This is a genomic window from Ktedonobacter sp. SOSP1-52, from assembly GCF_016587395.1.
Genome location: NZ_BNJH01000006.1, coordinates 855652 through 874653 on the forward strand (window position 1 = coordinate 855652; position 19002 = coordinate 874653).

General features: G+C 53.6%; 18 protein-coding genes and 3 pseudogenes. 11 read left to right on the forward strand and 10 right to left on the reverse strand.

The window, feature by feature from the left end:
- Positions 1–70 precede the first annotated feature (70 nt).
- The 3 genes from JMJ16_RS49055 to JMJ16_RS49060 all read right to left on the reverse strand — a co-directional run bounded on the left by JMJ16_RS49055 (position 71) and on the right by JMJ16_RS49060 (position 2472).
- A complete protein-coding gene (locus JMJ16_RS49055) occupies positions 71–1207 on the reverse strand; it encodes an ISAs1 family transposase (protein WP_201380589.1) in 1137 nt (378 codons plus the stop codon).
- A gap of 431 nt (positions 1208–1638) precedes the next feature.
- Positions 1639–1827 carry a hypothetical protein gene (locus tag JMJ16_RS55430; protein ID WP_236602073.1) on the reverse strand — a complete coding sequence of 63 codons (189 nt, stop codon included), beginning with the start codon at positions 1825–1827 and terminating at the stop codon, positions 1639–1641.
- A 12-nt stretch (positions 1828–1839) separates the two neighbouring features.
- Positions 1840–2472, reverse strand: a complete 633-nt coding sequence (locus JMJ16_RS49060) for an MIP/aquaporin family protein (protein ID WP_236602074.1) — start codon at positions 2470–2472, stop codon at positions 1840–1842.
- A 236-nt stretch (positions 2473–2708) separates the two neighbouring features.
- On the opposite strand from JMJ16_RS49060, the gene JMJ16_RS49065 reads away from it, so the two are divergent.
- From JMJ16_RS49065 to JMJ16_RS49075, 3 genes and pseudogenes are all read left to right on the forward strand, one after another.
- Positions 2709–5060, forward strand: a complete 2352-nt coding sequence (locus JMJ16_RS49065) for a glycoside hydrolase family 65 protein (RefSeq protein ID WP_201393518.1) — start codon at positions 2709–2711, stop codon at positions 5058–5060.
- Between the two features lie 222 nt (positions 5061–5282).
- Positions 5283–5994: pseudogene (locus JMJ16_RS49070) on the forward strand (IS6 family transposase).
- Positions 5995–6021: 27 nt separating this feature from the next.
- On the forward strand, positions 6022–6249 hold the full coding sequence (locus JMJ16_RS49075; RefSeq protein ID WP_201393520.1) for a transposase: 228 nt from the start codon (positions 6022–6024) through the stop codon (positions 6247–6249).
- On the opposite strand, the gene JMJ16_RS49080 is transcribed toward JMJ16_RS49075, so the two are convergent.
- The 6 genes from JMJ16_RS49080 to JMJ16_RS49110 all read right to left on the reverse strand — a co-directional run bounded on the left by JMJ16_RS49080 (position 6246) and on the right by JMJ16_RS49110 (position 11233).
- A complete protein-coding gene (locus tag JMJ16_RS49080; RefSeq protein ID WP_201393522.1) occupies positions 6246–6632 on the reverse strand; it encodes an HAD hydrolase-like protein in 387 nt (128 codons plus the stop codon). The two genes, JMJ16_RS49075 and JMJ16_RS49080, sit on opposite strands and share 4 nt — an antisense overlap.
- Before the next feature lie 83 nt (positions 6633–6715).
- Positions 6716–6982: a DUF6510 family protein gene (locus JMJ16_RS49085; protein ID WP_236602075.1), complete on the reverse strand. Its 267-nt coding sequence runs from the start codon at positions 6980–6982 to the stop codon at positions 6716–6718.
- Complete coding sequence (locus JMJ16_RS49090) at positions 6979–7737, reverse strand: ferredoxin reductase (protein WP_201393524.1); 759 nt, start codon at positions 7735–7737, stop codon at positions 6979–6981. Before JMJ16_RS49090 ends, JMJ16_RS49085 begins: the two co-directional genes overlap by 4 nt.
- A complete protein-coding gene (locus JMJ16_RS49095; protein ID WP_201393526.1) occupies positions 7707–8318 on the reverse strand; it encodes a sulfite oxidase-like oxidoreductase in 612 nt (203 codons plus the stop codon). Before JMJ16_RS49095 ends, JMJ16_RS49090 begins: the two co-directional genes overlap by 31 nt.
- Before the next feature lie 53 nt (positions 8319–8371).
- Positions 8372–9766, reverse strand: a complete 1395-nt coding sequence (locus JMJ16_RS49100) for a mercuric reductase (RefSeq protein WP_201393528.1) — start codon at positions 9764–9766, stop codon at positions 8372–8374.
- Between the two features lie 1008 nt (positions 9767–10774).
- The gene (locus JMJ16_RS49110) at positions 10775–11233 is read right to left on the reverse strand and encodes a hypothetical protein (protein ID WP_201393530.1); all 459 of its coding nucleotides are present in this window, start codon (positions 11231–11233) and stop codon (positions 10775–10777) included.
- Between the two features lie 135 nt (positions 11234–11368).
- Here JMJ16_RS49110 and JMJ16_RS49115 point away from each other — a divergent pair, with 135 nt between their 5' ends.
- The 4 genes and pseudogenes from JMJ16_RS49115 (at position 11369) to JMJ16_RS49130 (ending at position 15103) form a co-directional block, all read left to right on the forward strand.
- Positions 11369–11815: a hypothetical protein gene (locus tag JMJ16_RS49115; protein WP_374229180.1), complete on the forward strand. Its 447-nt coding sequence runs from the start codon at positions 11369–11371 to the stop codon at positions 11813–11815.
- A gap of 692 nt (positions 11816–12507) precedes the next feature.
- A pseudogene (locus JMJ16_RS49120) lies at positions 12508–12960 on the forward strand (transposase); the annotation flags it as partial.
- Positions 12961–13527: 567 nt separating this feature from the next.
- Positions 13528–13908 carry a cupin domain-containing protein gene (locus JMJ16_RS49125; protein WP_201393532.1) on the forward strand — a complete coding sequence of 127 codons (381 nt, stop codon included), beginning with the start codon at positions 13528–13530 and terminating at the stop codon, positions 13906–13908.
- Positions 13909–14278: 370 nt separating this feature from the next.
- Positions 14279–15103 (forward strand): IS6 family transposase, encoded by an 825-nt coding sequence (locus tag JMJ16_RS49130; protein WP_201393534.1) that lies wholly within the window; start codon positions 14279–14281, stop codon positions 15101–15103.
- A 101-nt stretch (positions 15104–15204) separates the two neighbouring features.
- Here the strand turns inward: JMJ16_RS49130 and JMJ16_RS49135 are convergent, their stop codons facing one another.
- Complete coding sequence (locus JMJ16_RS49135; protein ID WP_201393536.1) at positions 15205–15471, reverse strand: hypothetical protein; 267 nt, start codon at positions 15469–15471, stop codon at positions 15205–15207.
- A gap of 50 nt (positions 15472–15521) precedes the next feature.
- Between JMJ16_RS49135 and JMJ16_RS49140 the strand changes: the two genes are divergently transcribed.
- From JMJ16_RS49140 to JMJ16_RS49155, 4 genes and pseudogenes are all read left to right on the forward strand, one after another.
- Positions 15522–15890: a hypothetical protein gene (locus JMJ16_RS49140; protein ID WP_201393538.1), complete on the forward strand. Its 369-nt coding sequence runs from the start codon at positions 15522–15524 to the stop codon at positions 15888–15890.
- Positions 15891–15892: 2 nt separating this feature from the next.
- A pseudogene (locus tag JMJ16_RS49145) lies at positions 15893–16878 on the forward strand (IS3 family transposase).
- A 148-nt stretch (positions 16879–17026) separates the two neighbouring features.
- The gene (locus JMJ16_RS49150) at positions 17027–17767 is read left to right on the forward strand and encodes a hypothetical protein (protein ID WP_201393540.1); all 741 of its coding nucleotides are present in this window, start codon (positions 17027–17029) and stop codon (positions 17765–17767) included.
- Positions 17768–17916: 149 nt separating this feature from the next.
- The gene (locus tag JMJ16_RS49155; RefSeq protein ID WP_201393542.1) at positions 17917–18936 is read left to right on the forward strand and encodes a phosphotransferase family protein; all 1020 of its coding nucleotides are present in this window, start codon (positions 17917–17919) and stop codon (positions 18934–18936) included.
- The last annotated feature ends 66 nt before the right edge of the window (positions 18937–19002 follow it).

The window sequence follows — 19002 nt, forward strand, 5'->3', positions numbered from 1 at the left end:
GGCAGCTGAGAGGGGACTTGTTGTTTTCTGAGCCCAACTTGACTCTCAGGAAACCGCAGGGCAATCGCATCTAGTTAACCCCATCCAGAACGCGCAAAAGATACTGATTGTCCCATCCGGATTTGAGACGTTTGGCATGGATGCCAACACGGGAAGAGCGTTCCTGACGCAACAAATTCAAGCTGATATGGCGGAGTACCGCGAGATTTTCGTCGGCATGACCGAGCCTGACGCGCGATTCATCTTCCCGAAAGGCGATATCGAGGACCCAATGCAGGCTGTTTTCAATGCCCCAGTGGCTTCTGACCGCAGTGGCAAAGGTGTTGACTGACGAAAAACTGAGCAAGAAGTAGCGCGTTTCTTTTGTGGTCTTCTGTTCCATGCGCCGTTGCGCCCGAACGACCCCAATGCCTCGCAAGCCTTTCCACTGGTGTTGCGGGTCGAGATACGCCAGGATTTCCGGATCACTCAGGGTCCACTGTTCGCGAATTTCCAATCGACCGTGACCTTTCTCCACCTGTCGATCCAACTCCCAGTACGGGCTGGCAAAGCCGTCTTTTTCCGCGAGAGCAAACGTCGCTTTCACCTCGTCAAAGAGGTTCCCGTGATTGTCTTTGAGAGCCAGGGCGTAGTCGCCGTCTTGCTCAATAATCCGCTCGGCAATCTTCGTTTGCGTCCCCATCGCATCAATGGTCACAATGCAGCCTTTGAGCGCCAGTTGCTCTAAGAGCAGCGGGATGGCGGTAATCTCGTTGGACTTCCCTTCCGTCGCGAGTTGAGCCAACACCAGACGATTTTCGACCGCCCAGGCACTGACCAGATGCAGCGCTTTTTTGCCTCCTGCCTGATCATGCGAGCGGCGCAGCGTTTTGCCATCAATCGCGATCACTCCGTTGACTGTTTGGCTGATCCCTTGCACCCATCGGATGAAGCTGGCTTCAAACTGTTTGGGATCAATGAGCGCAAACACACGCCCGAACGTATCGTGAGACGGGATCCCATTGGGCAAGTCGAGCAAATCCGTAAAAAAGGCCTTTTTGGCGTTCCCAAATTCCTCGATCTCAACCCAGCCTTCTGCTCCACATAAGACTCCACAGATCGCCAGGATGATGATATCCCGTAATCGATGCAGTTTGGTTCGCTCCACCCGAGGGTCTTCTACTTGCGCAAACAGACGTTCAAGATCTCGTCGGCCATTCTCCTCCATCTCATAGCCTCCCGCTTTTTTGGCTTATTTTATCACCTCCTCTTCCTTTCCTTTATTGTTGCTGAGCTTATTTAGATGCGATTGCCCTGCAGGAAACCGGCTTGGGGTTGACAAATTTTATGGCTTCTTCGGAAATGTTGACTTGGCTGCTCGTTTCTGTTCTGCCTTTGACGAATGAAGGAACTATCTCTGCCCTCGCTCTACCAAGGGAGAATCATCCTCACGCTCAGAACAGCGACGAGCTTTCCTTGATCGGCTGACAGCCTTGAAGACATCGGTACAAGCAGCCTCCTAGCAAGAGACCGCAATATCCTTAGCATTCGATTTCCACGATGAGCTTCTGTGTTCTCAGTTCTGACAGAACCCTCTCTAAGTGCCGAAACGTTTCCCGTGAGGAAAAAGTTTCTCCTGCCTGATGCTCAGTTCCTCCGTCACGGCGTGATCAATTTTCCCTCCTGATCAGTATTGATTTGTGGCGCTTTGATATGTTTAAAGATGCACCGGTAGCGTGGGGCGTGGAACAGCTTGGCCGTCAGCACATCGTAGATGCCCACCAGGCTCAGCGATCGAAAGAGCCCCACGGCCAGCAGTGCCCCGATGGGAGAAGCAAGAACATACACCCATTGATCGCGTCAGAACCAGGAGACCAGAGCGGGACCAAAGCTGCGGGCGGGATTCAGGCTGGAGCCAGAGATGGGCGCCACCAGCCAGTAGAAGAATGCCACCAGAAGCCAGGTCATGAAAGGGGTCCAGTGCATCAGGCGATGGCTGCTGAGAAAGAGAAAAATGGCCAGAACCAACAGGCAGGTGAGTCCCATCTCGATGAGAAACACGCTCCAGATAGGATATCCCATCCCTGGAGCGGTAATGCCATTGTGGACACTTGCCACGCGCTCCTTCCAGATCAGCACGGCCACTCCCGCGCCGAGCACGGCCCCGAGCAATTGGCTCGCAAGATAACCGACAAGGTCATGCGGATGCATTTTTCCTTGCAGCCAGAACGCGAGCGAGAGAGCCGGGTTGAGATGGGCGCCACTCAGCTTGCCCAGAGGTGAGATAGCCACGAGCGGTCCGCTTGCCGCGAGTATCAATCCCGTCATCAGCCGACGCGCGCTGCGATTGGGAAGCACGGTCGCCAGTGGTGAACCTGAGCCGAACATGAGGGTGACCACGCTAAGCACGATGAAGACGAGAAACGTGGTTCCCAGCAATTCTGAACCATATTCGGGCCAGTGGAGTCGCTGCCACCAGGAATGCTTCTGCATACCTCTGTCCTTCCCTCCGTCTCTCTCGCGGATGCATGAGCAGACGTGGTCCAGGATCTCTCCTGTCTTCCTTTCTCCGGACTTCTTAAATGAACATGTCTGTCTACCACCTCTATAGAGGATACCTTCTAGAGAAATCTCTGCAGGCGGGAAAGCCCCTGAGTTTTTCTCATAAGAGTACACTATCCGGAGGTAGTGTTCCGACATTCCAATGCAACACAATGGATGGGCTCGTCATGATGCAGCATCCCTGCTTCACAATCGAAGATTGGAATATTCGTGAAACGGATCTTCACCTTGACATCCTGGCGCAGACAGAGTCTATTTTTGCCCTCGCCAACGGACATCTCGGACTACGAGGCAACCTCGATGAGGGGGAACCGTTCGGGCTGCCCGGCACCTATTTGAACTCCTTCTATGAACAGCGCCCTCTCCCCTATGCAGAGATCGGATACGGCGATCCCGAGTCAGGGCAGACCGTGATCAATGTCACCAATGGCAAAATCCTTCGCCTTCTCATCGACGATGAGCCCTTGGACGTCCGCTATGGCCGGGTCCAGCGTCACGAGCGCGTGCTCGATATTCGCAACGGCGTGCTCCGCCGCAACGTTTGCTGGACCTCACCTGTTGGGCGCGCGGTGAATGTATCGTCAATGCGTCTGGTGTCTTTCAGTCAGCGCGCCATTGCAGCGATCAGCTACGAGGTCGAGCCACTCGATGCTCCAGTGCGTGTGACGGTGCAATCGGAGCTGGTCGCGAACGAGACACTGCCGACTATGGGCAAAGATCCGCGAGGAGGGGCCGTTCTCCCTTCTTCGCTCGAATGCGAAGAGCACATGGCACAGGGGACGAGTGGGCTCATGCTTCATCATACCCGCGTCAGCGGTCTGCGAATAGGCGCAGCGATGGATCATCACATTGAGGGGCCACCTGAGACCGTTGTTGAGTCTCAAAGCACTCCCGATGTTGCCCGCATATTCATCACGGCCCCTTTGAAGCCAGGCCAACGGCTTCGGATCGTCAAATTCCTTGCCTATGGCTGGTCAGGGCAACGCTCACGGCCCGCAATTCACGACCAGGTCATTGCTGCCCTCTCGGTGGCCCGCCTGACGGGTTGGGAGGGTCTCCTTGCTGAGCAGCGTACCTACCTGGATACGTTCTGGGGACATGCAGATGTTGAGATCGAGGGCGATCCGCAAATCCAGCAGGCGGTGCGCTTCGCCCTCTTCCATGTGTTGCAGGCAGGATGCCGTGGGGAGCAGCGCCCCATCCCGGCGAAAGGCCTGACGGGTCCCGGCTACGATGGCCACACCTTCTGGGATACAGAAACCTTCGTCCTCCCAGTGGTGACGTTGACCTTCCCTCATGCCGCCGCCGATGCGCTTCGCTGGCGCGCCTCGATTCTCGATCAAGCCAGGGAACGTGCGCGCCTGCTCGGGCGACGCGGTGTCGCCTTCCCGTGGAGGACGATCCACGGCGAAGAAAGTTCAGGGTACTGGCCCGCGAGCACTGCCGCATTCCACATTAACGCGGACATCGCCTATGCTGTCACGCAGTATATTGAGGCAACCGAAGATAGAGCGTTCGAGCAGGAAGTGGGCCTTAAGCTGCTCGTCGAGACGGCAAGGCTGTGGCGTTCACTCGGATGCCAGAACGCTGAGGGACAATTCCGCATCAATGGCGTCACGGGACCCGACGAATATAGCGCCCTCGTCGACAATAACGTCTACACCAACCTTATGGCACAGCACAACCTTTCCGCCGCAGCCGAAACAGCGAAGCGCTATCCAGAAGCAGCACGCGCCCTTGGAGTGGATGCCGCTGAGATAGACAGCTGGCAACAAGCCGCCGAGAAGATGTTCATCCCCTACGACCAGCGCCTCGGTGTCACCCCACAGGACGAAGCCTTCACCGAGCATGAGGTGTGGGATTTCGCGGCGATTACGCCCGAGCAGTACCCGCTGTTCAGGAACTTCCCGTACTATGAGCTCTATCGCAAACAGGTCATCAAGCAGGCAGATCTCATTCTCGCTATGCATCTGCGCGGAGATGCCTTCACTCCAGAGCAGAAGGCGCGCAACTTCGCCTACTACGAACCGCTCACCGTGCGCGATTCCTCACTCTCAGCAGCCACGCAAGCAGTCATTGCCGCTGAGGTAGGTCAGCTCCAACTCGCCTACGACTACCTCGGTGAGGCAGCGTTCATGGATCTCTATGACCTGGAACACAATGTGCGCGACGGTATCCACATTGCCTCCCTCGCCGGAGCCTGGACCGCGTTGATCATGGGATTCGGCGGCGTGCGCATCCAAGGCGGCATGCTCTCCTTCGCACCACGGTTGCCAGAACAGATCAAACGGCTCGCCTTCCAAATGGTGTTTCGTAGCCGTTGTCTGCGCATCGAAGTCACCGCGCAAGAAGCCAGCTATCGCCTGCTCAGTGGTTCGCCGCTCACTGTCCGCTACTACGACAACGACATTTCCCTGACCAGGTCTTCCGCAGTTACCCGGCCCATCCCACCCATCCAGGCAGGTCCGCGGCCCACTCAGCCCCCAGGACGCGCTCCAGTGGCGAGAAGCACATCATGACTTCCGCCTTTCCTGCAAAACAACGTCAGCAGCGTCAGAGCTGCTGACGCTGCCCCATAGAGGGTCATTTCTGGCATTCCGACATGAGCAACCATTGTTGTGACGTTAATGCTTTTTCCTGATGGGAAATGCCCCGAAAGCGTGATGTCGCGACATAGCTGTGTTGCAAAAAGAAAGCTGATCTGTCAAAATAGAGAGAAAAGAAGAACAAGAGAACCAATCATGCCAGAGCAGCCCCCTTTCAAATGGCGTCATTTTGAAGCAGAGATTATACTCCTCTGCATACGCTGGTACCTCCGTTATTCATTGAGCTACCGAGATCTGGAGGAGTTGATGCTGGAACGGGGTTTGCATGTTGACCACACGACGATGTACCGCTGGGTCCAAAGATATGCTCCTGAGTTGGAAAAGCGGTGTCGGCCTCATCTCAAGAGAACAACTGACTCGTGGCGGGTGGATGAGACGTATGTCAAAGTCAAGGGAAGCTGGATGTATCTCTATCGTGCAGTGGATTCTCAAGGAAAGACCCTGGAGTTTCATCTGAGCTCTTCTCGTGATGCTGAAGCCGCCAAGCGCTTTTTTTGCGAAAGCCCTTGGTGCCTCCCACACAGTGATTCCTCGCGTGATTACAGTCGATAAAAACGCAGCCTATCCCAAGGCCGTGACCGAATTGAAAGCGGTGGGAACGCTTGCCATTGCATGTGAACTGCGGCAACGCAAGTATCTCAACAATTTGGTCGAACAGGATCACCGCTTCATCAAACGACGCATCAAACCTGGGTTGGGCTTCTTTTCGTTCAAGACCGCATGGCGAACCTTACAGGGATATGAAGTGATGCATATGATCAGAAAAAGACAAATGAAAGACGTGGGGAAAGGGGATATCCTCAGTCAGGTAGCCCTTATTTCCAGTTTGTTTGGAGTGGCTGCCTAAGCTGAACAGGAAGGATCAATCCTGTCGTTGCTTCTCCTCCTGACTTTTTGCAACACAGCCCGTTTGCCTGCCTATGCACCCGAGTTCAATCCCCAGGAAGGGGTCTGGAATCCGCTCAAACGCCGTGAGCTCAAGAATCGCTGTTGCAAGGATCTGTCTGAGCTTGAGCATGAACTGCTGCTTGCACGTGCAAGGCTCAGGCATCGCAAGCAGGCTCTACGTCACTGTTTTGCTCACTCCGGCTACTCTCTTTAGGTTTTTATGCTGTGATCAATAGCACGGGAGCTTTCAGTGGTGGATGAGATAGCCGTCTTGATCCCACGCTGACGAATCTCCTGTAAAAGTTCGCGTCCGCCAGGGACGACGTCGGCAGGCGTCATAGAGCGAATAAATTGCTGATAATAGCGATTCTTACGCTCCATCATCTCCTGAATTTGTTGCTCCGAATACTGCCGGCCACGAATAAGATACTCCAGCGACTCGCGTCGCCCTACGCCTCGTAAGTGGGCATCATTCTCCTCCCGAGTAAATGGAATCTTCTCGTCATCGGCCAGATGCTTCCATGCTCGGTAATGATATTCCGAGGTATCGGTTACAACCCCGTCCAGATCAAAGATGATTGCCTGTGGCTGCTGCATTGTTCACCTTTCCGCATACGCAAGCCTCTTCGCCTGTATACTGGCTTTCTCCTTTTCCTCTGCAATAATGTTGCTTTCCAGTACTAGATCTCTGTGTTGATCTGAAGAACGCGCACTCCCCGCATATCCAGCCAGTAGCGGCCCCTTCCTTGCGCCACGCGAATGAGCACGGTATCGCAGGAGGGGCAGCGGATGACCGTCCCCATCCCATGCATGTAGACAGCCAATGCACCGATGGCAGCGGTTGCGCCGCAGCCTGTGCAGGTTGCCTGGACCTGCGTCATGTCAAAGGGGAAGATCTCTTGCAGAATGCCCCCGGCAGCGTTGCCATCAAGCTTGTTCTCCATCATGTTTCTCCTGTTGGTCCGAAGCGTTCGGTTTTGATTCGTCCAGGTTCGTATCCCAATGTGACGAGACTCGTGGCGGTTGTTTCGACGAATGGGGTTGGGCCACAGATGAACAGCAGCGGGCGTTGATCAACTGGCCATGCCACCTCACGCAGCATCTCGGTATCGATCCGACGATGATACTCTGTCCACCCAGGCGGTTGCTCCCGGGTTAGCGTCTGCACCACCTCAAGCTTCGTGTTGCCCTTGACCAGGCGAGCGAGTTCGTCACGGTAGATGACCTCTGTGTATGATCGCGACGAATACAGCAAACGGATCGGAATTGTGCTCCCTAGAGCAACCCAAGAGCGGATCATCGCCATCAACGGCACGATCCCCGATCCCCCAGCTACCAGCAAGAGAGGGCCACCCATCTGTGCCTCCCAGACGAAGTATCCCCCGATTGGGCCGCGCAGTTCCAGCTGGTCACCGACACGGAGTTCACCCGTGAGGTAGGGCGACACTTCTCCCTCATCGAGCCGTTCGACGGTGAGCGTTACACGTGGTTCCTGCTGGGGAGCAGACGCGATCGAATAGCTACGCTCTGCCTGGTAGCCGTCTTCAGCCGTGAGGCGCACATCCACATGCTGTCCTGGTCGATGCCCGTTCCAGTGCGGAACGGCGAGCGTGATGCTCTTCGCCCGCGCTGTTTCTTCCTGCGTCGCCACGACCTCGCCAAGTTGCCAGCTTAGTCGCCCCGGTATCGTTCTTCTTTCCATGGATCACCGTGATTGTGGTAGCCAAGCGACTCCCAGAAGCCCGGTTCATCCCGATCGACCAATCGCAGACCCCGAACCCACTTGGCGCTCTTCCAGAAGTAGAGATGGGGAACCAGCAGGCGGGCCGGTCCACCATGTTCAGGGGGGAGCGGCTGCCCCTCATACGCATCCACCACCCATGCCTTCCCACCCAACACGTCTTCCAGCAGAAGGTTGGTGGTATAGCCGCCATCGCTAAAGGCGATCACGTACTCGGCATCGTACGCAACCTGCTCAAGCAGCGTCTCGACAGAGACGCCTTCCCAGTGGGTATCCAGTTTCGACCACTTGGTCACGCAGTGGATGTCTTTGGTCACCATCTCATGTGGCAGGGCGCGAAAGGCATCCCAGGTCCACCGTTTTGGTTGATCGACCTCCCCGAGCAGGGAGAAATCCCAGGTTGCAAGAGGCGTGTGTGGCGTTGGCCCTGCCGAAAGGACGGGGAAGCCGCGCTCCAGATATTGTCCTGGTGGGATTCGCCCACGCTCGTCGCCAGGCTTTCGGCGACCTCGGAATCCCCGTGAGACGAAACCGTTGCTCATTTCTTCACTCCTGATCTCTTTCTCATGGTATTTTTGATGAATGAGAGCTTGTCCTACGAATCGAGTGTCATAAACAGCAGATTGAGCCCTTCCGCCAGGAGCGGATGGGTGAAGATGCCTTCCTTTAAAGCGGTGTAGGGCAGCTTCCCCATCATCGCCACCTGGATGATGGTCATGATCTCGCCCCCTTCTATGCTCAGGATGGCGCAGCCCAGGATGTGCTGGGTCTCGGCATCGACGATAGCCTTCATAAACCCACGCGTCTCGCCAGTTTCCAGGGCACGGGGCACAGCAGTCATGGGCACTTTCGCCACACGGATATTTCGCCCCTGTTTCCTGGCCTCGTTTTCAGTCATGCCAACCCGTCCAAGCTGGGGGTCGATGAAGATGGTATGGGGGACAAGGCGATCCTGCGTGCTGGCACTGCCATGCTCCAGCAGATTGGTGCGCAAAATGCGGAAGTCATCGTACGAGGCGTGGGTAAACGCTGGCCCCCCTCTCACATCCCCCATGGCATAGACGCCAGGAACGTTCGTTTCCAGTCGCTCATTGACCTGAATGTAGCCCTCCTGGTTCAGGTGGATGCCCGCCACTTCGGGGGTGAGCGCTTCGGTATTGGGAATGCGACCGGCGGCTGCTAGCAGATGCGAGCCGGTCAGCTGCTGTTCGCCTTGAGGCGTGCGCACGGTCAACTGGAGACGCCCATCACTGAGCTGCTCCACCTGTTGCGGTGTGGTGCCGGCCAGGACCGTGATCCCCTCCTCGCGAAACATCTTGGTGATCTCATCGGACACGTCCTCATCCTCACTCATCAGCAAGCGTGGACGGCGCTGAATAATCGTGACCTGGCTGCCAAAGCGGCGAAACATCTGTCCGAACTCCAGCCCGATGTAGCCGCCACCGAGAATGAGCAGATGTTCGGGAAGTGTATCCAGCTCCATGAGCGTGGTTGAGTTGAGCACGGGAATACGCTCGGCGCCCTTGATCGCGAGTGGCGCTGGTCGGACGCCGGTATCGATCACAATCAGGGGCGCGGTGATTTCTCGCGTCTCGCCGTCCTGGAGAGAGACCTCAAGCGTTTTTGGGGCGGTAAAGTGAGCCTCGCCCCTGAGCAGATCCAGCCCTTGTGCCGCAGTCAGAAGGTTCTCGTGGCCCTTGCGCGCACCCTCAACGATCCCTTGTTTGCGTTGGAGGACATCCTGCAGATCGACCGAGATGGGGCCCGTGTGGACGCCGTACTCAGCGCCACGCCGTGCCAGATACGCAACGCGCGCGCTGGCAACCATGGTTTTGGTGGGGGTACAGCCCACATTGACACAGACCCCGCCGATATGGTCTCGCTCAATCAGCGCCACGTTTTGGCCTGCCTTCGCCAGGGTGATGGGGAGGAGTCTGCCACCCCGGCTGGTCCCGATCACAATCGCGTCATAGGTGGTGGCTTGGGGCATCTCACTGTTCTCCTTCTGCTTCTCCGTAGACGTAATAGGTGCTTCCCACGAGCAACCTACCTCCCTCAATAATGGTGTTCCATCTTCAAGATAGAGGTTGAGTGCAAGAGAAGGATAAACATATCTCCATCTCTTTATGCAAAAGATTACAGGGATGTCATTTCATGGTACGTGCATGTTTTTCCAGCTAAGTTCCCAAAATGGGAACGGCCTTGTCATGTTCCGTCAACCGATATTTGCAACAGAAGGCTTTCCCTTGCTCTCTTGAAATCGCTGCGGGGGCAGCCAGGTATCCATGCTGGTCTGTCCCTATGCGCGCCGATCTTCCCGATCATGGAAGTAGGGCTTGAGCATCATAGCTGTTGGAGAACGCTTTTCCCACGCCAGAGACATCATTTGCTGCTCAGGCCAGCAGTTCCGCGACCAGAAGCAGCAGGGTTTCCAGTTCAAAGGGTTTCTGCAGCGTTCTGAGATGCTTGTTGCCACTGACTTCCTGCGGCATATCCGCGCTTATCAGCAGGATGGGGATATGCTCATATTCCTCCTGGCTTTCCAGCCAATCTGCGAGCTCCAGACCGTTTATCCCTTACACTTACACACAACTATTGGATCTGGAGAAAAAACGTGGAGGTGATGCGCTGCACAAGCCTCGTTTTTCCCACACGAGAAGTGGCCCGCTTCTCTCAGAAGAGGCCGCGTGTCTCGCCAAGCTGAAAGCACATCATTGCGCATCATGACGCGTTTTTCCTGGCGTCTTTCTCTCGCATGCTCATGCGGATCTTCTACAAACGTTCAAACTTGTGTGTACGTGTAAGCACATAAAGGCAGGGATCTTACGCTCGGACTGATAAATTGTCCCCACGACCTTGAGAGGAAAGAGACTCTTTGGGCCTCTACTCATCAATAAATATCGATCTCGTAGTGCGGGACCAGCATGGTTGATGGCCTGGTATTTTCTGTTACGCGTTGTTTGTGTTTGTGTGGTGTGTCGACCGGCAGTTGGCACAGCTACCGCATACGCTCTCCCTCTGGCACCTGGGAGAGAATAGATCGTTTGTCAGGAAAGACCTGGCTTCCGCAGAAGATATTTCTCTGTTTAAATGCTAAAGGGGATGCAACTTCCAGCCACTTTTTGATTTCTTCGTCGACATAGAGCACGTGATACCAGGGGACGTCCAGATGGACCAGCTCGTCCAGCTCGTGTACCCATTCTGGACAAGGCAAAACGTACTCCTCGCACAGATACTCTACCGAGGCAGCGAGAAAACTGGCCCAACGGCATTCCTCTCGGGTTGGGGAAAATGGCAAAGAAGGCGCCTCAGCGATAAGAGTCGGTCGCCGATCGGCAGCATAGAGGAACCACTCGTTGGAAAAATTCCCGATGGCCACCCACGGATCCTGGCCTTTTCGAATACGATCGAAGGTATGTGCTATTGTCTGTAATGGGTCATCTGATCGCATTGGCATGAAAGATCACCAGCCTCTTATGCAGGAAAATAGGTGCGCAGCACGGAAGCGTCAGAACTGAGAACAAGGACGGTGTGAAAAAAGTGCTTGTGGTAGACTGACGATCATTGAGCACATCCTTATGAGGAAGGAACCATGAACTGCCCACACTGCACATCCCTAACCACGAAAGAACGGCAGAAAAGCACCATACTTGGCTATCGAACTTTTCGTTGTTTCGCTTGTCAGCGCATCTTCAACGAGCGGACTAGGACTCCCTTCAATTCCCTCGAATATCCTACCGATATCGTCCTGCTCGTCGTTGTGTGGCGGCTCCGGTACAAGTTGCGTCTGCGTGATCTCGCTGAGATGTTCTTAGAGCGTGGCTTTGTGTTCACGCATGAAGCGATCAGAGACTGGGAAGCCCGTTTTGCTCCACTTGTCGCCGATCACCTACGGGCCAAACGACGCGGACAAGCAGGAACATCGTGGGACGTAGATGAAACGTACGTGAAAGGTGCGACAAGAACTTTGCTACTGACACTCTCCGAAGCAAAGGAGATTTCTTCTTTGGTAGGATTTGGGCTTCCCCCAAAAGCCTGATGGCTACAGGCGTAGCTTCCGGTTGAGCAATCGGAGGTGAAAGAGCTGCCTGGACAATGTAGACGAGAGGAGAAAACGCTCTCTCCTCACCCGGTTTGCTAGCCAAAGATGAAACTGGGTGACGTAAGAAAGCTCTGTTTGACGGGTCGTTAAGGTTCACACGATGAGGGAGAGTCGCCCTCTAAGGGACAACCGTGAGTGGGAGGTATGGTGTACTCTTTTACTACACCAAAACGTTGGGGATCCCCCCAGCAAGAGACAATGTTATAGGGGGAGAAACGCGCCCCCCTTCTGTGGCAGACGAGACGCGTCTGTATTCGGCCTAAAGGAGCCACCCAAAGGTCATCGTAGAATGTCAGGGTCCAAACTTGTGAGAGGTGATCTCTTCGCCTGGAACGCTTGTGAGACAGGCAAAGATAGCTGCATCCGATGGAGAGATCATCAGTCAGAGCCATCATAGTACCCTTTGAAAGCCAGCTAATGACTGGACTGCGGGGAAGGGTGGCGGCGGTTCTCGTTCAAGGAGGGGTGAGAGGTCTGGATACGTAGGACCGTTTGATTACCCTAAGAAAGAACAAAAGACCGTGGAGAGCCCGTTGCAGCGATGAGTTGCACGGCGGGTTTGGTGGAGGGGATGCGGAAACAGGTGCTTCGTAAGAAGCGTACTGCGCCGTGTCCCTATCCAATTCCATGGCACCTGGTGTTATCTGTATCGGGCGATTGATCGAGATGGCAATCTGATCGATTCACGTCTCAGTGAGAAACGCGATATGGAGGCAGCAAAGCGATTCTTCAACCAAGCGGTGACCATGGTTGATCACGCACCTAAGCGGGTGACAACCGATGGGCATGATTCCTCCCCCCGCGCAATCCGCGAGACCCTCGGCGATACTGTCGTGCACCGGACGAATGCCTACCTGAACAATCGATTGGAACAAGATCATCGTGGGATCAAACAACGTTACTCTCCGATGCACGGGTTTGGAAGCTTCACGTCAGCATCACGCTTTTGCCGGGCGTTCAACGAGGGACCCCAGTTCTTCCGGTTTCGTACTACCACTAAGCAATACATTTCTCTTGCCGACCAACGTCGTTTGTTCTGCCAACGCTTAGATGCCTTAAAAGTCATGTTGCTGGTAGCCTAACAGAAGAAGGCTGGAGGATTGAGCACGCCTTGTGATCTTCTGTGTTCTCTGTTCTGACACATCCCTTTATCGCTCTTGTCGCTGGTTTATTCCTTCAACAAAGCGATGGGCAAGCAAGCTCAGGTATTCTCATAAACTCAGCAAGGACTTTTTCAACAGGCTGGTTGGTTGCTTGCGACAAGCTGACTCGTTCAAGAATGTAAAAAACGGTATGGAGACCTTTACGAAACCTTTCGATTTTGTATGTAGGGGCGAAACCTCGCTGCGGATAGTGGGTCAACCGCTCTTTTGATGGCAGGGTCTGGTGCAGGTGTGGTGAAAACGTTTCGGCCACCATATCTGTACCAGACCCTGAGATTGGGGGAAACTGCATAATGAAATGGGTGGTCTGTTCTTGTCTGAAGAGACAGATACTACGACGCAAGTGACGGTGTTTGGTGCTCTCCAAAATGGGTCTTTTGGTCCATGACTTCTCGTGCATTTCGCTCTACACGAGAAGCAGGTCAAGCACACCTGTCTTGGCTGAGACGAAGAAAGAAAAAAGAGACAGAAAGAAGGCACAGTTCTATGAGTTTTAACCAAACGCTCCAAACCTCGGAGATCCAGGCGATACCGGCACCATTTCCCAACACCAAAGGGACTGTCACGCTCAAGATTTTAAACGCTGATCAGCCCTTGGGTCCAGCGCTGGCCCTCCTGAGAATGGAGCCGGAGAGCGAGATTGCAAGACACCTGCAGGAGCGAACAACGGAAACGCTGTACGTCCTTGAGGGTGATTTCATAAACGAGGGCATCTCCTATCCGGCGGGCACGGAACTCAATGTCAAGCCGTTGATTGCTCACGGTCCACATACGACGAAGAATGGCTGCTCCGTCCTGGTCATGTTCAGCTATCCGTCTGTTCTCGATGATTTCAAACTGGCCCAGCCGCTTGAGGACGAAAACTGATCCAAACAGGACATGACAGAGAACTCTGGTGAAAACGGCATCTTTCCGAGCAAGAGATGGATGCCCTCACCAGGGAAGGAGTCAATTGGGGGTGAGCTGACTCTCCCGCACTTTCTCATCAAAAGTGCGGGAGAGACCGGATAGTTTACAGGTCCGGACAGTGACGCCGGCAGATAGCATCTTAAGAAGCGTCAGGTTGAAATGCGAAGGAGCGAACATAGGTGAATACCGCATGAAGCGCAATCTGTAACGGCTGCGTCGTCTTGCGGGTCTTCGGGATGCGTCAGAACTGAGAACAGGACTCTAAGCGAAGTTCCGCTAGCGTGTGAGAGACTGATCAGCACAGAGACATTTTGGGGAGGCGTGTCCGATGAATTGCCCGTACTGCCTGGCTGTAACGACGAGAGAACAAGACAGGAAAACCACACTTGGCTACCGGATATTCCGTTGCCGAGGGTGCCACCATATCTTCAATGAGCGCACCAACACGCCTTTCAACTTGCTGGAATATCCAACCGATCTCGTTCTGCTTGTCGTTCTCTGGCGGCTGCGCTATACACTGAGCCTGCGGGATCTCACTGAGATGTTTCTCGAGCGCGGTTGGGTCTTCACTCATGAGGCGATCCGAGGCTGGGAAGCTCGTTTTGCTCCCTTACTTGCAGAACACTTGCGTACCAGGCGGCGGGGACACATAGGGACATCATGGTACGTAGAGGAAACGTACATCAAAGTGCGAGAAAAGTGGTGGTATCTCTATCGCGCTCTCGATCGTGATGGGAATCTGGTCGATTCACGCCTGAGTGAGAAACGCGATATGGAGGCAGCAAAGCAGTTCTTCCGCCAGGCTATCGCAACGGCTGGTCACGCCCCGGAGCGGGTAACGACCGATGGACATGACTCCTATCCACGTGCGATTCGTGAGATTCTCGGCAGCGAGGTCATGCATCGTTGGAATGCCTACCTGAATAACCACCTGGAACAAGATCATCGTGGGATCAAACAGCGCTATTACCCGATGCGTGGATTTGGGAACTTCACATCAGCCTCTCGCTTTTGCAGGGCATATGACGAGGGACGCCAGTTCTTTCGGTTTCGGACCGCGAGTAAGCAACATGTTTCCCTCGCGGACCAACGCCATCTCTTCTGCCAACGCTTGGATGCCTTGAAAACCATGTTGCTGGTTGTTAATTGTTGAATATCTTTTCCTGTCTGAACCATAAATTGGCATTGGCATTTCAGTAGAGAACGAGAGAAAACGCTTACACTCTGCACCATATCTTTTCTTTCCCTTGGAGTTTAGACTAATTTTGTATGAAGCGGCCTAGGGAGCGGGCTGAAGCCATTTTTCTCTAAATAGTATGAAACCGCTTCCCGTCTGGCTTCACAGGAATTTAGTCTAAACGCCAATTTCCCTTTGCCCTCTTCTTCTCTCAAAAGTAATCTTCCCGATAACACTCTTTTCTGCAAATGCACGAAAAGATATCCAGCAAAGACGAAAAGATATGGAGCAGAAGCTTGTTTCTTTTCTGAATCTTGGGTATACTCAGCTTGAAAAGAGCTCATGAGGAGGCTCTTCATCGGCTGGTTCTCAACAAAGAGAAGGAAATGATGTCATGCTCACAGACGATGAGTTTCGCATCTGGTGCCAGCGCAACCACATTTCGTCAGCAACGGAAACGGCCATTGCTCGCGTTCGTTCCTCTCAACCTGCGCGAAAAGTACAAGGTGGGGCCTCAAACGTGAGCGGGCGATTCCCCAGCACCAAAATGGGATTTTCCATCCAGTTTGAAAGCCACCGTGTCGAGTTGTGGGCCATTTACGCGATGGAGGTGGATGACGATGTGCTGGAGTACTACGACCAACCGACGCGTATTCAGCTCCACTATCATGCACGCTCCGGACGCAAGAGTTCACTGAGCCTTCCCCGATTTGATAGAGTCCCCAAAGCTGAGATATACTCTAGCAAATCGGGAAAGGGATGAGCATGGCAAAGGTCCAAAAAGTTTACACGCGAGAATTCAAAGAGCAGGCGGTGCAGCTGGCCCAGACCAGCGGCAAGCCGATTGCACAGGTAGCCAGAGAGCTGGGCATCTCAGACACGTCCATTCACCAATGGCGCAAGGAACTGGCTCAGCATGGCAAAGAAGCCTTTCCAGGCAGCGGACACCAAACGTCATTAGAGGAGGAAAATCGCCGCCTCAAACGCGAACTCGAAAGAGTCCAGCAGGAGCGCGATATCTTAAAAAAAGTTGTGGGCATCTTTTCACGGGAATCCAAGTGAAATATCAGTTTCTCGAGCAACACAAGCAGGAATTTCCCATTGTCGTCATGTGCCGAGTGCTTGGTGTCTCGGAAAGTAGCTTTTACGCTTGGCGAAAGCGTCCCACCTGTCAACGCAAACGGGAAGATGGCCAACTCACAGAAGAGATTCGACATACCTTAAACCGGGATTTTACGGCACCAGAACCCAATAAAAAATGGGTAAGCGACATCACGTCTATCCCTACCGCACAAGGATGGCTCTACCTTGCGGTCATCTTGGATCTCTATTCACGAATCGTGGTAGGATGGTCGATGTCGGCGAGCTGTGATGAAGATCTGGTGGAGCATGCACTCGATATGGCTCTCACTCGCCGCCGCCCCAAGAGTGGACTCCTGCATCATAGTGATCGAGGGAGCCAATATACTTCGCGAGCGTATCGTCTCATTTTAGAACAATCTGGGATTATGGTAAGTATGTCACGAAAAGGCAATTGCTGGGATAATGCAGCAATGGAGAGTTTTTTCGGTTCATTGAAAGAGGAATGTGTAGGCAGCACCATCTATACATCTCATGAGAAAGCGCGTCTGGCGATCTTCACGTATCTGGAGGTGTATTACAATCGCATTCGCCGCCATTCGACGCTTGGATACGTGAGTCCACTTGTCTATGAACAGAGGGCTCTGCAACAGGCAAAGAAAAACGTTTGACGTAGAACGTTTATTTCTCTATACTAAGAATAGTAACGTTACATTACGTTACGTAACGTTACGTAGAAACGGCAGACATTCTCCTCGGCTCCAACCTGGAGAGACTCTACGAAAACGGGGCAAGCTCAATGGTCAAACCACGCGGAGAATGCGCGATCATCATTTTCCTCGCTACCACCTAGACAACCAGAAAGAGTGTGAAGAATTTGTCGGCGCTCTCCAAAGCTTGCTCGAAAGCGTTCCTCTGACGGTCGATGTTCCGGCGCTCCTCTCTCACTGGCGTTGGTTTGGGGAATGGAGCATGGGATGTGTGGGGGTGTTAGGCGATTGGATCGTCGAGACCGTTGATGCTCTTTGGAGTGAGGACAAAATGGTCCTGACCGTTGAAGCGCTGACCGATTATGCATTACAGCCTGATCAACGAGCTCGTCTGGAGATGGAGGCCCGAACTGGAGAACATAGAGTAGCACGAGCTAAAGCCCAAAGTGAACGGCAACTCCAACAGTTTCTTGAGACTCCTGCACCTGATGGGAAGCTAATCCCGGCCAATCCTGATGTGTTTTCGACGGATGGCAAGGATCGGGCGCGTAGGGGAGGCCGCATTGGGCGAGCCGCTCAGCGCGATCCGGTAGGAGATCAGATCCCAACGACAAATGTGAGTAAATGTTCCTTTTCTGGCGTCCTGGAGATTCTTTCACAACGTTTTCAGGAACGTGGGATTGAACGAGTAGAATGTCCTGCCTGCCACGCGCTTCGTCAGATCACGCCGCGTAATGGCGTGCTCCGCTTTCCATCCCATGACAAACGGAAAACGCGCACTGCACAGACAGAACCACGATGGGTTCAAGGCGAAACAGGATGGGAAGTTATTTCAGGAACAAAGCCATGAGAAGCTGTAGTTAGGCCCGAGATTCGTGCATGTTTGAGCCGAAGAGTGAGTCATTTTACTCAAGTTTCGAACACGGATTGCGCGTGGCATTGACGATTTCTCGTGACACTCCTATGCTCACAGACAAAGAGAAGAGAGGAAATATTCCTATGGAATACATCCCCATTGAGCGATCCGCTGACGCTTTTCAGCAGCCCGTTGGACAACCACAGATCGTTGCTATGTGTCAGCGTGCGTTTGGAGAGGAGAGACAGGTCGAGTCGGCAAAAGAACTTGGCAGTGGACTCTACAACAATACCTACCTTATTCATATGAGTGATATGCAACCGGTCATTTTACGCGTTGGACCTCATCCTACTCGCCAGTTCCGTATCGAAAGCAATCTGATGCGTAATGAGCATGCCAGTCTCCCATTTCTCGCTCCCATTTCACCGCTTCTGCCCAGAATTCTCATGGCGGATTTTACCCACCAGATCCTTGAGCGAGATTATCTGTTTCAGACATACATGGAAGGAGAACAATGGGCTCAGGTCATGGGCACGTTCACGTCAGAAGAGAAAAAGGGGCTCTGGAGGCAACTTGGCAGTATTACTAAGAAGATCCATGCTGTCCAGGGACATCACTTTGGCAACTCTGCTCTTGATTCCCATTTCTCTTCCTGGAGCTTGACCGTCATGGACTGGTTAACCAGCATCATCAATGATCTCGAAGAGGCCCAACTGGATACGACCGATGTCAGAAGCCTTCTCGATATCGCTCAAACGAACCAGAGGCTCCTCGATGAAATTACACGACCACAGTTGCTTCACGGCGATTTGTGGACCGTGAATATTTTAGTCAAGCGTGGCGAAGAAGGGCCTCGGATTGTCGCAGTACTCGACTCTGATCGGACCTCTTGGGGAGATCCCATGGCTGACTGGACCATGTTCCTTATGCACCGCAATGCTGGCACAGAAGTCGATGCTTTTTGGGAAACCTATGGTCAACGAGAAAAAAGCCTGGAGGTACAATTCAGAAGGCTCATCTATCAAGGCAGATACATAGGGGGAGCACGCCTAGAGCATTACTGTCTTCATCATCATGAGGCTGTCAAACGTTCCTATCAAGATATGCAGACAGTCATTAAGGCACTGAAGAGCCTTCCGACTGATGACATGCCTCTGAGATAACTCTTTCCAAAATGTTCGAATCTTCGCCAAAATGGGGTCATAACATTTTTTCGTACACTTTTCCCC